Raw genomic sequence first — 14,055 nt, 5'->3', positions numbered from 1 at the left:
CAATTATGAGTCGTAATCCACGTATTGACAATAGGAGGTCACTTCATATTATCTCCTACTAAACATAATATTGAATAATCAAGAAATTTCAATACATTTTTTATTTTACAACCTACAATTTAACAAAATAGTTTTAGGATGCATATTACTTGCTTATTTGTTGTACATTTATTTTCATCATTATTATGAAGTAACATCCAACTTTGAAAAAAATATCATAAAAAGCCACCACATAGGCGACTACGATATCCATTTCATAATTTCTTCTTCACTTTTCGATACACACTTCGCAATTTGAGATACGCTCATATCATTTGAAAGCATAGTTTAGATTATCAATGTCATTTCTTGATTCATTTGCGCAATCTTTTAATCTGATTCGTTTGCACGTTTATTTGCTTCTTGTACTTTTTTATTTGCTTCCTCTAATCGTTTATGAGCTTCTTCAAATTCAAGTTTTAGTTCATTTTCTTGTTGTATTCTAAAGTCTTCAATCCATTTTGTCCAACAATCATTCGATATGGTTTCTACTCGTTTTTCTACCGTTTGAATTACTTCATCATTTTCTATCATCTTAGTTTTACCATTATCACGACAATTCAAAAAGTAATATACCATTTTTTCTTTATCATCCATCTGATCATAAGACTTATCTAAATTTTGTGTTGAATACACAGATATTTTCAACATGCCATCCGGAAAAAACAAAATACCATTATCATTTCTAAATTGAAGATCTATTTCAAATTCACATTCCTTACCATCATAGAACGCAATGACTTGACATGGGTTTAAATCATATTCTTCCTGTGATCCAAACAACCTCATAAGATAATATTCAGATAAGCGATGTAATTTGATTATATTTTGATCTATCAGAATAGCTAGTTTCATCTTGGTGTTATCGTCAAATTCTACAAAAGCTTCAAGTATTGGATCAAACCCCACATTCGTTACATTTACATTCACCACCTTTCTTTCCAAAAATACCGTGAGTAATGATTTTAAGGCATCGTTTGCCTCCTTACAATCTTCGCCAAACACATACTTAAAGGCGAAATCATTTAATAAATTTGCGCTACGCATGAGCACCTCTTTTCTAGTAGGGATTTCCTACATACTCATATACGTAAAAAAATGCACTTTTTCTAATAAATTTTAATTTTTGCGCAAAAAAAGCGCCTTTCGACGCTAAATCCATTTCATTTTCTTACAAATATTATATATACCATCATCTACATTGGCATCTGTGACTATTGTTGCGATATCCTTTAATTCCTGACACGCATTTCCCATCGCTACACTTGTCCATTGTGGATCAAACATAACCATATCATTAGTGTCATCCCCAAAGACAACCACATCTTTTAAATCACCACCAATATGCTGCATCATATCTAGAATACCTTGATGCTTAGCATCATATTGAAACATTAAATAATCGGGTACAAAACGCATATTCCCTAAAGTATCCTTTAAAGTCAATTCGGATTCTTTCTCTTTAGGGATTGAGATATACATTTTATAGATTACATCCAATGCATCTACATCTAAGTTCTCATCATAAATATATTCCGTTGGTTCCTTACGGTCTCCAACTTGATTCTGGAAAGTATGATCTAATGTATATACTTTAATTGAATCATCTAACGCAAATAAAACACCATACCCTAAAGACAAGGCTTGTTTGGCAATTTTCTTTGATTTTTCTAAATCTAAAGGAATATTTTGAACCAATTCATCACGAATGACTAATCCACCACCTCCGCAACAAACCATATCATGAAGACCCACGCTTTCCATAAACTTACGTGCTTTATAGTGAGCACGACCTGTCGCAATAGCCACAAAGTGACCTGCCTTTTGAAGTTCATTCAATGCCACTTGTGCACTCGATACGATTTTACCAGTGTTTCGATCAGTTAAAGTACCATCAATATCAAAGAAAAAATATTTTTTATTCATTCGATTCCCTACTTTCTTGTACCCTCGTCAATACAACCATCACATCTTAAATTTTGTTTCCCACTCAAGTTCGTAACATATTCTTCCATATCTCGAATTTCATGGTTTAGTGTCAATCCGCTTTTTCCACATACAATCTCTTCTATATGTCCATGAACTGTATCAGGTATCATCAAACCATTGCTCCTTTCACAATATCAAAAAGAGATCAAATTACTTGATCTCATGTACGTAAATATTATTAACACGATCTGGTCCTACAGAAATCATAGAAACACGTACGCCTGTGAATTCTTCAATGAAGTGTACATAGTCTAAACATTCCTGAGGCAATTGATCGACTGTAGTCATCTTAGTGATATCTGTCTTCCAACCTTTGAAAGTCTTATAGATTGGTTTAGCTTTGGCAACATCTGCCTGATCACTAGGAATATAGTTATATTCTTTACCATCGATTTCGTATCCAACACAAACCTTGATTTCATCTAAACCATCTAATACGTCTATCTTAGTGATAACAATATCTGTTAATCCACTCATTAAGTTTGCGTGTTTTACAGTTAATAGATCTAACCATCCACAACGACGAGGACGACCTGTAGTAGCTCCATATTCTCCACCGTGTTCACGAATCCATTCACCTTGGTCATCTAATAATTCAGTAACGAATGGTCCTTCACCAACACGAGTTGAATACGCTTTAACAACACCCACAACAGTCTGAATACGACTTGGTGCAACACAAGCGCCTGTAGTAACACCAGCACTTGTTGGACTTGAAGAAGTTACATAAGGATATGTACCATAGTTGATATCAAGCATTGCTGCCTGAGCCCCTTCAAACAATACTGTCTTATCTCCATCCAAAGCTTCATTGACTAAGTGTGTTGTTTCTTGAATCATAGGAATAATACGATCATAAATAGCTTCAAAATCAGCTACCATCTTATCGTAATCCATAGCTTTTCCACCATATACGGCAGTAAATAATTTGTTTTTGAAATCTAAGCAGTCTTTTAAACGAACTTTAAAATGTTCAAAATCCTTAAATTCATGATAACGAATACCATGACGGGCATACTTATCTGCATAACATGGACCAATTCCACGTTTTGTAGTTCCGATTTTATTAGATGCAGCTTGCTCTTCTAATTCATCTTGATATTGATGATATGGCATTAACATCTGTGCACGGTCACTAATAATGATGTGTTTAGTTGATAAACCATCTTTTTCTAATTGTTCCATTTCTTTTAATAATACGAATGGGTTACAAACAACTCCTGGACCAATGATACAAGTTGCTTCTTCATGTAGAACACCACTTGGTAATAAGTGCAATACATGTTTCTTACCATTTACAATGACTGTATGACCTGCATTGTCTCCACCTTGGAAACGAACGATCATATCCGCCTTTTCTGCTAAAACATCGACGATTTTTCCTTTACCCTCATCGCCCCATTGGGTACCTACAACTACTTGGCTTGACATAAGAGCCTCCTTTTAGGTATGTTCTTTACAATACCTAATTAATTATAAGTAACCCTCATATTATTGTCAATTGAGATTTTTTAAAAAAAGAGCTTGCACAACCATTTAATTCATGTTATCATTAATAGGCACTTAGGGGTATCGTCCAAAGGCTAAGATAGCGGTCTCCAAAACCGTTGATGTGGGTTCGAGTCCTACTACCCCTGCCAGTTTGAAACTTAAAACTCTCAAAAACGCTTTATATAAAGTGGATTTGAGAGTTTTTTTGTTGCCAAAAAGTCGATTTTTACCCGTTTTGGCAAACTTTTTGGCAAACAATTCGAAAAAAATTATTTTTTTTACTTTTAGAAACGTATTTTTTAAAGCTCGAATAAAGAGCTTTTTATGACAGAATAGTCTCCCAGATTATATATAGATCAACCTATAGCCAAAACAAATTTCAATCAACCTTCACACAATAATCTGAGATTGTTTTCATGAAACTAAGAATTACGTTTACTTATTCGTGCTCAATAAAGCACAAAAAAAAGCAAAGAAACATTAAGTTTCTTTGTTCTTATGCGTTCGAGATGTAATCACAGATGTTCTTAGATGCAGGTGCTTTCGATGAAGGTCTTCTTTTTTTACAACTTGGACAAGCCATCCTCACGGAAACTGAGAAAACTAAACTTGAATTTATTTGATTAGATGTGCTGTAATAATTGTATAACTATAAGAGTTAATAGTTATTTTAATATTATCAATTTCACAATACCAATTTTTACCCTGCTTATAAATATTACAATTCTTATCTAAAATTTTATTTTTACAAAATTCAACTACATCATTAGTATTCAATTTTAGATTCTTCTTAATTCTATCAATCCCCATTTCAGTAGTATGCACTTTACTTATATTATCAAGTAATATTTGTTTATCTTCCATAACTTAATCTCCTCAAAAAATTACTATTTATCTAACAAATCAATAAATTGTAAGTTATCTAACAAATAACTAAATTGTAAGTTATCGTTGCGTTTTTAATGTTCTCCATTCATCTTCTAAAATCGACATCAATATATCATCTGCATACTTAGCGCCATCCATAATAGCATCTCTTAAAACACCTTCCCGCTTAAATCCTGCTTTTAAATATACTGTTTCGGCTCTGGAATTGAATGAATACACATCTAATTCTAAACGATGTAATTTTAGTTTCTCAAAAGCAAAATCACGAGTAATTTCCGTTGCCCATGTGCCAATACCTTTTCCTCTTTCCGCTTGACGATAAAGACCTATTCGGAAATTAGCACACCTCAAATCCCAATCAATTTCATTAATTACACTTTCACCTATAATATCTCCGTCAGGTGCTATAATCAAAAAGAAATACCTATCATTTTCCTCAAGCGATTTCAGAAAAAAGGATACTACTTCTTCTTTTGAAAATTCTTCTTTACAGCCAGTCAAACGTGCCACTTCCTTATCTAAAGGACAATAATTCTGTTCATAATAATTAACTGCGTCATCTGCTTTGGCTAGACGTATTACAAAACCATCTTTTTCACTAATAACATCTGTGGTCATATAGTATTTCTCCTCCACAAATTCTAATTTATCGTTCCTGTATTTCCTTGCCGCTGAGGTACTCCACGTCTATTTCAAAAATTTGCACAGCCTTTCCTGCATGGGAAATTTCCTCATCAACTAACTGTTCGCTGGGATAGTATTTCATTGCAAATCGTTTTAACAGAGTTGTTGCTCTTGCACCGGATTCTATGAGGTGGCATCTGCCGAATACCACAACGCTCTGCACAAACGGTGCCCAATCTTCTTCTTTGATGGTTTCATTTCCATATACCGTGAAGCATACTTTGTCACAGGCACGCAGTGCATCTACTTTATGACCTACACGTGCTCCATGAAAATAAATTTTCTGCGCATCGTCATCGTAGACATAGTTGATAGGAATTGCATAGGGATATCCGTCATCTCCATTTACGGCAAGAACGCCACGTCGGCTGGACTGCAAAAGAGCCTTTGCCGTGTCAATGCTGATTTCATTTTTCTTTTTACGAATTGTTCTAAACATGATATTGCTCTCCTTTTTACGTTGATACAAATTCCGATTTTTTGATTTATTTTAACACAAAATATAAGTGGTTTGTAGAGAGGAAACATATCGTGTTTAATTTTCATACAAAAAATTTGTAACACCATCATATTACCAATAAAAACTTGTAAAAACCTATATTGCTTTATAACACCACCGTAATACCGTGAAAAACTGAATGAAACCGACAACGAACCAGTCGTAATACCTTCGTCGGCTATGTTGACAGAGCAACTAGAAATGCCTGTTCAACCAATAGCTGACGGAAGAATCTTTGATTTTACGACATTTTGCAGGCGTACTTGTTTTTGCAACAAACAGCGAAAACAGGTGTGCTTTTTCTATATCCGAGATTAAGTACCATTGCCGTTCTCCACCTTCGGCATTTTGAAACTTCATTCACAAATTATAAAAGAGAAGAACCAGATGCAAACAGAATTATTGTGATTAGACTTAAAACACTTGGATCTTATACAAACATACAAATTGGATCCACTTACACAGATTTAAACGATTATTCATATTTCTATACTCTACATGACATTGAGAACTATTATGTTTATGACCGTGCAAAATTCACCTATTTAATTGATAAATCCAAAGTCATCTTTAAACAACGCTTAATAGATGATATAGATAAACCTTTCAAATACGTATCTATAGAATTATTAGAAGGCCATTATATAGATGATTTATCTTTAAATGCTTTAAAAATATTTTTAGAATAATATTCACTAGCAGCTATAACTATTCGTTATACATAAGGCTCTTCTTATAATTATCATACTAAGCATTCAACAGTAATAAAGGTGTTGTTCGAAACCCATTTCGTTACAACACCTTATTTTTTATTTATTCTGCCATGGATACGTTACTTTCTTTTTTTCACTAGTTTTATCGGACCACATCGAACTAATATTATGCTCTTTGCAATAATCAGCTACTCTTTTTCCTAATAGCTTTTCCGTTTTATCAAAATTTCTTGCTGTTTTTTTATCCAATACGTGATTATTCCAGCCTTTAAAATATATTTTCCATGGTTCATCACTATCTTTAATCGTATGTTGACGATAACGAACCAAATACGCAGGATCAACTATACGTCTTTTGCATTTATGCGGCGCATGATTTGAAATGTATTTCCTGAACTATTCATGAAAATATAAAAATTCGTAGAATGTTCCTAATTTAAAGGAAATCTACGAATTTTTCTTATCACCCATTGGGTGAACTTTTCATATAAGAAAAGCTCCTCTATAATATAGGCGTCAAAACCCAAAAAAGGAACCATACCTATGATACAAACTAATTCACTTTTTACAAGATTAATTTTAACGGTGGGAATCCTTCACATAAAGAATTCGTAAAAAATGAAATGGATTTTCTAATTTCAAGTCTAGCCTACAATCTTTATCATGTATTCCAGCAAACAATATTAGAAGAAAAAGATCAGACAATACGAATGAATACATATCGATTGAAATATCAGAAAATAGCAGTCAAAGTGATACAACACGCAAGACAGGTAACGCTTAGTTTTAGCAGTGCCTACAAAAATAAAACTCAGTTTACTCAGTACTGGAATAAAGTGTTGCAGATTTAACGTTTTGAACCTATATTTTAAAAAATCAGCAATGTCTGATATCCTTTTATATACTCATTTCAAACCATTCGAAAACAAAATGAAAAAGATTAGCCAATTTGGATCCATCAACAAGGCTAATCTTCTTTTATTATCTTTTCATGAATAATTCAGGTATAGTTATTTTTAAATCTCTCATTTCTGGCAAACAATTTGGCAAACTTTTTATTAAATCAAAACCTGAGATTTTATTTCTCTGTTTTTTTAATCCTCAATAATTCTTTCAGGATGATTTCGTTTCATATACAAATAGAGTGCATATCTAGGAATTTCATAAATATTCTTATACTTCTTATCCCTAATAAAATCATGCACTAATTTTAAATCATCAACATTCTTACAATAAGTTAATGTAACAATCTTCGATCAATAAAATCAAATTCTTCAAGCATCTCTTTTGTTTCTAAATATAATTCTTTATAATTCATTGATTATCCACTAAACACATCTATCATATCCACAAACCACTTTAAATCATTCATATTCTTAAAACTATGAGCGTCAATATAAAGTCTTCCATCCTCATTCAAGTTTATTGAAAACTTATGATTTGATAAAGCAATAATTTGCTTTAGTCGATTCGAATCCAATATCTCAAGAACTAATTTTTCATCTCCACAAGTCAAATTAAACTTCTTATCAAATGTCTCATATCCAGTTTTAATACTTTGTTTATCCAATGCATTACAAGGATATATAGTTAGCCACGTATTAAACTTTTGGTCAAGCTTACACAACAACCGTTCACCCGTATAAACTGTATTTTCATTCTTTTCCTACAAGCCAGTCTCATCACGCAAGACCTCTGTCTCATCTGTGAGTTTAATGGTACAAAACGCTACAGAAAAACCTTTATATTTACCTTGTACATATCCATTGCCGCTACAATAATCATGTTTAGGTAAAAGAATATTCGTATCGCTAACATTAAGCATATGAGTATTTGGATTAAATTGCACATCCTCAAAGAATTCTTTTATAATCTCATCCATACCAGATGCGGTACTCTCCTCCTTATCCTTGATCATCTGTTCTAAGCCAAGAATCACATATCCAATAATAACTAAAACAAGATTACCACCAAACACAATACCCACTAACGCAATCAATAATCCTAGTATAGACAACAATCTGTTACCCATACCATTCATCTCCCTTCACTCCCATATTAACAAGCCCACAAATACATCTCAAACAATGCACTAAATTAGTCAAAATATAGAAAAAGAAGGTCAATGATCACTGGCCTTCTTTCATTAATTAGTTCCTTTTACTGTGCATAGCGCTTTAAATAATCTACATCTAAAATTAAGATTTTATGATACACCATCGTAATAACGTTTTCTTCTCTTAATCCACGCAAGATACGATTGACACTGTTTCTTGTGGATACCCCACAGAAACTGGCAATATCATCGTTCGTGATTTGCAAATCAATAAATATACCTTTTTTAACTTGTCTACCAAATAACGAAATCAAATGATAGATAAATGCACACACAGCTCCATTTTTCCCATTCATTGTCATGAGTTGCTGTCGATAAATAGCTTCGGTCATCTTTTTACGATAATACGACTCTATATATGCATGTAATTCTTCATTTTCTTTCACATATTGTTCAAAGAATTTTCTGTTGATTCGATAGAAAGATGCCGTATCACTTTCGATACGAGCATGAAATGATGCCGTAGTCATTTTATTGATTTCATCTTTCAACAAAGAAATTATATCCAAACCTTTTAAATAAGTGATATTGAATTCACGCCCATCACATAAAACAATACTCACTTTCACAACACCATCTTTTAATACGTAAATATCTTCTTGGTCGTGTCCATCCATCATCAAATATGTATGTTTCTTTTTTATGACTTCAGGAAGATTCTTTTCTTCAAGAAAACTTAAAACTGGCTCACTCATAAATAACCCCTTCTCAATACGTCTAATTATAACATACTCACCAATCTCATTTTTAGTAACATATGTCACGAGAGAATATAACATTTAAACGTTACACACTTAATATATCATACTTTTATAAACAACACACAACATCAATTAATTTCTACAAATAATTGTTAAAAAATATAAACGATGTAAAATACTACAATTATAAAATATCAATATTCTCTCCAGATAGAGCCTTATTCATACTTCTTACAGCACAGAATTTACCACACATACTACAAGTGTCACTATGATCATCTTCTGGCATACGAGATTGACGAATTGCTTTTGCGGTTTCTGGATCTAGCGCACACTCAAATTGCGCATCCCAATCTAGATTCTTTCTTGCGTCAGCCATCTTGTCATCAATATCTCGTGCTCCTTTAACACCTTTGGCAATATCAGCCGCATGTGCTGCAATCTTAGAAGCAATGATTCCTTGTTTTGTATCTTCAACATTTGGTAAAGCCAAGTGTTCTGCCGGTGTTACATAACATAAGAAGGCTGCTCCTGACATAGCTGCAACCGCACCACCAATAGCCGCTGTAATATGATCATAGCCTGGCGCAATATCTGTAACTAATGGGCCTAACACATAAAATGGAGCACCCATACAGATTTGTTGCTGAACCTGCATATTGGCCGCAACCTGATCTAATGGAACATGTCCAGGTCCTTCGACAATAACTTGTACGTTATGTTCCCAAGCACGTTTTGTAAGTTCTCCTAAACGAACCAATTCTTCGATTTGACAGACATCTGTGGCATCTGCTAAACATCCAGGACGACAAGCATCTCCTAAAGAAATCGTCACATCATATTTTTCACAGATATCCAAGATTTCATCATAGTATTCATAGAATGGGTTTTCTTCACCTGTCATTGACATCCACGCAAAGACTAAACTTCCTCCACGAGAAACAATATTCATTTTACGTTTGTGTTTTTTGATTTGATCAATCGTCTTTCTTGTGATTCCACAGTGCAAAGTAACAAAATCCACACCATCTTTGGCATGTAACTCGACTACATCCAAGAAATCCTTTGCGGTTAATGTATTTAAATCTCTTTGGTAGTGAATCACACTATCATATACAGGTACAGTACCAATCATAGCTGGACATTCAGATGTTAATTTTTGACGGAATGGTTGTGTATTTCCATGACTCGATAAATCCATAATTGATTCTGCGCCAAGATTTACGGCTGCCATAACTTTTTCCATTTCGACATCATAATCTTTACAATCTCTAGAAACCCCTAAGTTTACATTGATCTTCGTGCGTAACATACTTCCCACACCTTCAGGATTTAAAGATTTATGGTTTTTATTGGCCGGAATTACAACCTTACCACATGCGACTAACTCTCTTAGTTCTTCTTCAGTCATTTTTTCTTTTTGGGCTACAATCTTCATTTCTGGCGTAATAATCCCCTTACGCGCAGCATCCATCTGAGTGGTATATGTAGCGCCTGTACTTACTGTACCTTCATTTGTGTTCATTTTAAAATCTCCTTTTCCAAATGATTATTTAACGTGACAAAAAGTGGTGCCCCCATTTCGCCACAAAAAAAAGTGAGCAACCAATATAGGTATACTCACACTAAAAAGACAAAGTATTTCCCTACGTTGGCATTATCCAAATCAGGTTATAGGTCGAAAGTCATACTTTCCTCTCAGCCTGTACTACAAGCTCCCTTTTTTCATTTACATTTAAGTTATACACCAATTCTAAAAGATAGTAAAGATATAAGACATTTATTTTCGAACAGGCTTTTCTTCTTTATCCCAAATTCCAATTCCAGTAATGGCACAAATCATTGAGAAAATAGGAACGACAAAGATAAACCATGCGTATGGAATATAAGCTGTTGAGCACCCAAGTACGCCCATGACATAAATTGTCGCAACACCCCAAGGAACGATAGGCGCAGATAATGTCCCAGAATCTTCGAGTGTTCTAGATAATACTTTACGAGAAACATTCATATCTTCATAAGTCGATTCAAACGTTTGTTCAGTTACAATGATAGATACTGTTTGTCCGCCAGCTGTTAAGAAGTTCACAACATAACAATACACCAAAGTGACAAACACTAGTACTGTACGATTCTTTATAAATTTTAAAAGAACATTTTTTGCCAAAACATCCAAAATACCAGTAGACGTTATGACAGCTCCCATTACACTAGCAACCATAAATGTCACTAATAATTCAGACATAGAAAGTACACCACCACGATTCAACATTGGATCAACAATGGATACACCTGTTTCAATGCTGAAACCATTAAAAGCATAGTTCATTAAATCAACAAAGTTTACCCCTTGAAATACCATCGCAAAAGCAGCAGATACAACTACGGCTAAGCCCATTCCTAATAAGGAAGGTAATTTAAATACAGAAATCAAAATAACTAGAATAGCAGGTAAAATCAATAGAACATTGATATTGAAATGTTTAGATAGCGTATCTAAAATCAATTTTTGTTGGGCAAGGTCCATACTTCCACCACTATAATACAAGCCGGCAATTGTAAATAAGATCAAAGCGACTACAGCTGCAGGAAGTGTTGTATACTGCATAGAATGAATGTGAGCATATAAAGGTACTTTACTTACACCACTTGCTAAATTGGTTGTATCTGATAAAGGCGACATCTTATCTCCTAGCCACGCTCCAGAAACAACGGCACCTACAACTAATGGTACGGGAATACTTGTTGTAGCGGCAATTCCCACCATCGCAAGACCCATGGTTGCCACAGAACCAAAGGATGTTCCTGTAAATTCACTCGTTAGGGCACAAAGGACAAAAGCTAGAGGTACTAAGATCTTCGGTGAAATCACTTGCATACCATAATACATCAATGATGGAACGGTTCCACCGGCCATCCAGATTCCCACAAGCATACCGACCATAATGACAATCAAAAATGTCGGCATACACTCAGCCGCTGTTTTAATAATATTCTGTTCCACTTCACTCCATGGAATATTTAAAAATTTTGTGGTAATAACCGCAACGATCACACCCGCAAATACCGATAGTGTTGTATTGCATCCTAAGTTGATCATAATGATCAATACGGCAATAATAGCCAAAAATGAAACCACCGCAAATAGGGTTGTTGGCTGTTTTCTTTCTTTGTTCATATCAAATTTCCTTCTCTTTCATCTATAACAATTCGTCCTTTAGAAAGTCTAGAGCCGCTTTCATTCTTGCTTCTCTAAACGCAAATGATTTAAAACGATGCTCTGCTCCTTTGACAATAATACATTTTGCTCTTTCCTTAAAAATTTCTTTATACTTGTAACTACACTCACACGAAGCAGTAATGTCTTGATCTCCATGAATGGTACAAACATTTTTATCAAACAATGAAGCCTCTTTATAAGGATCGAGTGTACATGCATCTTGGTAAAATTTAAGGCTCAACTTCAATCCTTCCACATCTGCACATCCATCTTTTTCAATGTTTGAAACGTTCTGGCCACACAAAGTCAAATGTTCCTTCAAGTTATAAACTAAATCTGGTGCAGGGCACCATAACGACAATGCTTGAACTCTTTCTTTACATTGTCCTGCTACCATACTCGCTACGCATCCTCCTAGACTACATCCGTGAAGCGCAATTTTTTTAGAATCGACAAAATCTAAAGATTCGACATAATTCAACATGGCTTTCGCATCCAGAATCTCACTTGAAATAGTCATATCTTCAAAGCGTCCATCGCTTTCTCCGCTGCCATTCATGTCAAAGCGAACACTCGCAATACCAGCATCACACAATCTTTGAGATAACTCATTATGCACAAAATTTATTTCATTGCGATCATCACAAAATCCATGAAGTAGAATGACCATAGGCACTTTCGAACTTACATTGTCTGGCACATGAAGCATACCTCGTAATGTCAATCCATCCCGCTTAATTTCTACGTACTTCTGCATATATTTCCCTCCGTTTTGGGTATAATACCACAAAAAATATAATTTATTTATACCTTTTTAACACATGTATACATTTTGAATACATCAATAGCCTCTTTGTTCATCAAGATGCTATTTTTTCTTATATATTGTTGCACGGTATCCTTCCCCTTTTTTACTTTGATACATTACCATATCGGCTCTACAGTATAATTCATCAAAGGTCAATTCTTCTTTTCCATCATAAATGCAAGCCCTAAACTCATTATAATCGGATGATCTTTTATAGATTCAATTTGGATTTGTTTCAAATTCTCAAACAAACGTTTAAAGAAAGCATTGGCACACTTACGTTCCGTAACACCTGGAATAAATAACGCAAACTCATCTCCACCAAGACGCATGGCTACATCTTTATCACGACACGATTTTTGTAGCGTATGCGCAATCGCAACAATGACCTCATCCCCAGCCATGTGTCCATACGTATCATTAATGGACTTAAATTTGTCACAATCCACTAAACATATCATGCCACTGACTTTGTTGTTTAAAACACGCTCAATCATCTTCTCTCTACTACGACGATTTGAAATTCCCGTCATTGTATCTGTTTGAGCTAAATATAATAATTTGTCTTCTCGCTTCTTTTGATCATCAATACATTCCGCATAATATAGAACATGGAGTAAACTTCCATCCTCATCATAATCAATCGGAATAAAACGGACTCAGCACCAGCCAGAAATCTTACCATAGAAAACACTATCTATGGATTTTTTGCCTTAAAGCCTTGCTTCTAATGTCACAAGATCCATAAATTCAACTTCTCGATCTACATAATCAGCTTGACTGAATTTTCGATGAATCTTACAAATTTGATCCATAAAATTATCTTCTATATCCTAAATTTCATATTTTCCTAAGGCTATGTCACAACAAACAGTTGATAAATAGCCATTTTTATAGGGGAGTATCA

Annotated in this window: 16 protein-coding genes, 1 tRNA gene, 1 pseudogene and 1 riboswitch; of the genes and pseudogenes, 3 read left to right on the top strand and 15 right to left on the bottom strand. The window is 34.2% G+C overall.

The annotated features are described in order from the left end of the window. Positions 1-369 precede the first annotated feature (369 nt). The 4 genes from LJE08_RS10760 to LJE08_RS10745 all read right to left on the bottom strand — a co-directional run bounded on the left by LJE08_RS10760 (position 370) and on the right by LJE08_RS10745 (position 3,459). Positions 370-1,086, bottom strand: a complete 717-nt coding sequence (locus LJE08_RS10760) for a hypothetical protein (protein ID WP_227403198.1) — start codon at positions 1,084-1,086, stop codon at positions 370-372. A 105-nt stretch (positions 1,087-1,191) separates the two neighbouring features. Next, positions 1,192-1,965: an HAD-IIB family hydrolase gene (locus tag LJE08_RS10755; RefSeq protein WP_227403197.1), complete on the bottom strand. Its 774-nt coding sequence runs from the start codon at positions 1,963-1,965 to the stop codon at positions 1,192-1,194. An 8-nt stretch (positions 1,966-1,973) separates the two neighbouring features. Beyond that, positions 1,974-2,141 carry a hypothetical protein gene (locus LJE08_RS10750; RefSeq protein ID WP_227403196.1) on the bottom strand — a complete coding sequence of 56 codons (168 nt, stop codon included), beginning with the start codon at positions 2,139-2,141 and terminating at the stop codon, positions 1,974-1,976. Between the two features lie 37 nt (positions 2,142-2,178). Next, on the bottom strand, positions 2,179-3,459 hold the full coding sequence (locus tag LJE08_RS10745; RefSeq protein WP_227403195.1) for an adenylosuccinate synthase: 1,281 nt from the start codon (positions 3,457-3,459) through the stop codon (positions 2,179-2,181). 134 nt (positions 3,460-3,593) lie between these two features. Here LJE08_RS10745 and LJE08_RS10740 point away from each other — a divergent pair. Beyond that, positions 3,594-3,668 (top strand) — tRNA-Trp (locus LJE08_RS10740). Positions 3,669-4,134: 466 nt separating this feature from the next. On the opposite strand, the gene LJE08_RS10735 is transcribed toward LJE08_RS10740, so the two are convergent. The 3 genes from LJE08_RS10735 to LJE08_RS10725 all read right to left on the bottom strand — a co-directional run bounded on the left by LJE08_RS10735 (position 4,135) and on the right by LJE08_RS10725 (position 5,530). Beyond that, positions 4,135-4,383, bottom strand: a complete 249-nt coding sequence (locus LJE08_RS10735) for a DUF3781 domain-containing protein (RefSeq protein WP_117925613.1) — start codon at positions 4,381-4,383, stop codon at positions 4,135-4,137. Between the two features lie 81 nt (positions 4,384-4,464). Next, positions 4,465-5,025, bottom strand: coding sequence for a GNAT family N-acetyltransferase (locus LJE08_RS10730; RefSeq protein WP_186999182.1), 561 nt, complete (start codon positions 5,023-5,025; stop codon positions 4,465-4,467). A 28-nt stretch (positions 5,026-5,053) separates the two neighbouring features. Then, positions 5,054-5,530, bottom strand: a complete 477-nt coding sequence (locus tag LJE08_RS10725) for a pyridoxamine 5'-phosphate oxidase family protein (protein WP_227403194.1) — start codon at positions 5,528-5,530, stop codon at positions 5,054-5,056. Between the two features lie 329 nt (positions 5,531-5,859). Here LJE08_RS10725 and LJE08_RS10720 point away from each other — a divergent pair, with 329 nt between their 5' ends. Next, positions 5,860-6,279, top strand: coding sequence for a hypothetical protein (locus tag LJE08_RS10720; RefSeq protein ID WP_186999183.1), 420 nt, complete (start codon positions 5,860-5,862; stop codon positions 6,277-6,279). A gap of 120 nt (positions 6,280-6,399) precedes the next feature. Here LJE08_RS10720 and LJE08_RS10715 read toward each other — a convergent pair whose 3' ends face one another. Beyond that, positions 6,400-6,687, bottom strand: a complete 288-nt coding sequence (locus LJE08_RS10715; RefSeq protein ID WP_227403201.1) for a DUF6037 family protein — start codon at positions 6,685-6,687, stop codon at positions 6,400-6,402. Positions 6,688-6,875: 188 nt separating this feature from the next. Here LJE08_RS10715 and LJE08_RS15335 point away from each other — a divergent pair, with 188 nt between their 5' ends. Then, positions 6,876-7,154, top strand: a complete 279-nt coding sequence (locus LJE08_RS15335; protein ID WP_227403200.1) for a transposase — start codon at positions 6,876-6,878, stop codon at positions 7,152-7,154. A 470-nt stretch (positions 7,155-7,624) separates the two neighbouring features. On the opposite strand, the pseudogene LJE08_RS10705 reads toward LJE08_RS15335, so the two are convergent. The 7 genes and pseudogenes from LJE08_RS10705 to LJE08_RS10675 all read right to left on the bottom strand — a co-directional run. Continuing rightward, positions 7,625-7,942: pseudogene (locus LJE08_RS10705) on the bottom strand (DUF3137 domain-containing protein); the annotation flags it as partial. A gap of 27 nt (positions 7,943-7,969) precedes the next feature. After that, complete coding sequence (locus LJE08_RS10700; RefSeq protein WP_227403192.1) at positions 7,970-8,344, bottom strand: hypothetical protein; 375 nt, start codon at positions 8,342-8,344, stop codon at positions 7,970-7,972. A gap of 119 nt (positions 8,345-8,463) precedes the next feature. Beyond that, positions 8,464-9,114, bottom strand: a complete 651-nt coding sequence (locus LJE08_RS10695) for a Crp/Fnr family transcriptional regulator (RefSeq protein ID WP_227403191.1) — start codon at positions 9,112-9,114, stop codon at positions 8,464-8,466. A gap of 190 nt (positions 9,115-9,304) precedes the next feature. After that, positions 9,305-10,645, bottom strand: coding sequence for a phosphomethylpyrimidine synthase ThiC (gene thiC, locus LJE08_RS10690; RefSeq protein ID WP_117925605.1), 1,341 nt, complete (start codon positions 10,643-10,645; stop codon positions 9,305-9,307). 101 nt (positions 10,646-10,746) lie between these two features. Further along, a riboswitch (TPP riboswitch) is annotated at positions 10,747-10,852 on the bottom strand. 48 nt (positions 10,853-10,900) lie between these two features. Further along, positions 10,901-12,298: a Na+/H+ antiporter NhaC gene (gene nhaC / locus LJE08_RS10685; RefSeq protein ID WP_217256773.1), complete on the bottom strand. Its 1,398-nt coding sequence runs from the start codon at positions 12,296-12,298 to the stop codon at positions 10,901-10,903. A 22-nt stretch (positions 12,299-12,320) separates the two neighbouring features. After that, a complete protein-coding gene (locus LJE08_RS10680; protein ID WP_217256774.1) occupies positions 12,321-13,097 on the bottom strand; it encodes an alpha/beta hydrolase in 777 nt (258 codons plus the stop codon). A 203-nt stretch (positions 13,098-13,300) separates the two neighbouring features. Beyond that, on the bottom strand, positions 13,301-13,681 hold the full coding sequence (locus LJE08_RS10675; RefSeq protein WP_238636042.1) for a GGDEF domain-containing protein: 381 nt from the start codon (positions 13,679-13,681) through the stop codon (positions 13,301-13,303). Positions 13,682-14,055 lie beyond the last annotated feature (374 nt).

Origin of the sequence: Holdemanella sp. DFI.5.55 (genome assembly GCF_020593575.1) — a bacterium.
In the GTDB taxonomy this organism is placed as follows: Bacteria; Bacillota_I; Bacilli_A; order Erysipelotrichales; family Erysipelotrichaceae; genus Holdemanella; species Holdemanella hominis.
This window is presented reverse-complemented; position numbering and strand designations above follow the sequence as displayed.

What these genes read in the sequence shown, in the direction of transcription:
- LJE08_RS10760 (WP_227403198.1), bottom strand. Translation starts at nt 1,086, where the DNA reads ATGCGTAGCGCAAATTTATTAAATGATTTCGCCTTTAAGTATGTGTTT.
- LJE08_RS10755 (WP_227403197.1), bottom strand. Translation starts at nt 1,965, where the DNA reads ATGAATAAAAAATATTTTTTCTTTGATATTGATGGTACTTTAACTGAT.
- LJE08_RS10745 (WP_227403195.1), bottom strand. Translation starts at nt 3,459, where the DNA reads ATGTCAAGCCAAGTAGTTGTAGGTACCCAATGGGGCGATGAGGGTAAA.
- LJE08_RS10735 (WP_117925613.1), bottom strand. Translation starts at nt 4,383, where the DNA reads ATGGAAGATAAACAAATATTACTTGATAATATAAGTAAAGTGCATACT.
- LJE08_RS10730 (WP_186999182.1), bottom strand. Translation starts at nt 5,025, where the DNA reads ATGACCACAGATGTTATTAGTGAAAAAGATGGTTTTGTAATACGTCTA.
- LJE08_RS10725 (WP_227403194.1), bottom strand. Translation starts at nt 5,530, where the DNA reads ATGTTTAGAACAATTCGTAAAAAGAAAAATGAAATCAGCATTGACACG.
- LJE08_RS10700 (WP_227403192.1), bottom strand. Translation starts at nt 8,344, where the DNA reads ATGAATGGTATGGGTAACAGATTGTTGTCTATACTAGGATTATTGATT.
- LJE08_RS10695 (WP_227403191.1), bottom strand. Translation starts at nt 9,114, where the DNA reads ATGAGTGAGCCAGTTTTAAGTTTTCTTGAAGAAAAGAATCTTCCTGAA.
- thiC (WP_117925605.1), bottom strand. Translation starts at nt 10,645, where the DNA reads ATGAACACAAATGAAGGTACAGTAAGTACAGGCGCTACATATACCACT.
- nhaC (WP_217256773.1), bottom strand. Translation starts at nt 12,298, where the DNA reads ATGAACAAAGAAAGAAAACAGCCAACAACCCTATTTGCGGTGGTTTCA.
- LJE08_RS10680 (WP_217256774.1), bottom strand. Translation starts at nt 13,097, where the DNA reads ATGCAGAAGTACGTAGAAATTAAGCGGGATGGATTGACATTACGAGGT.
- LJE08_RS10675 (WP_238636042.1), bottom strand. Translation starts at nt 13,681, where the DNA reads ATGACGGGAATTTCAAATCGTCGTAGTAGAGAGAAGATGATTGAGCGT.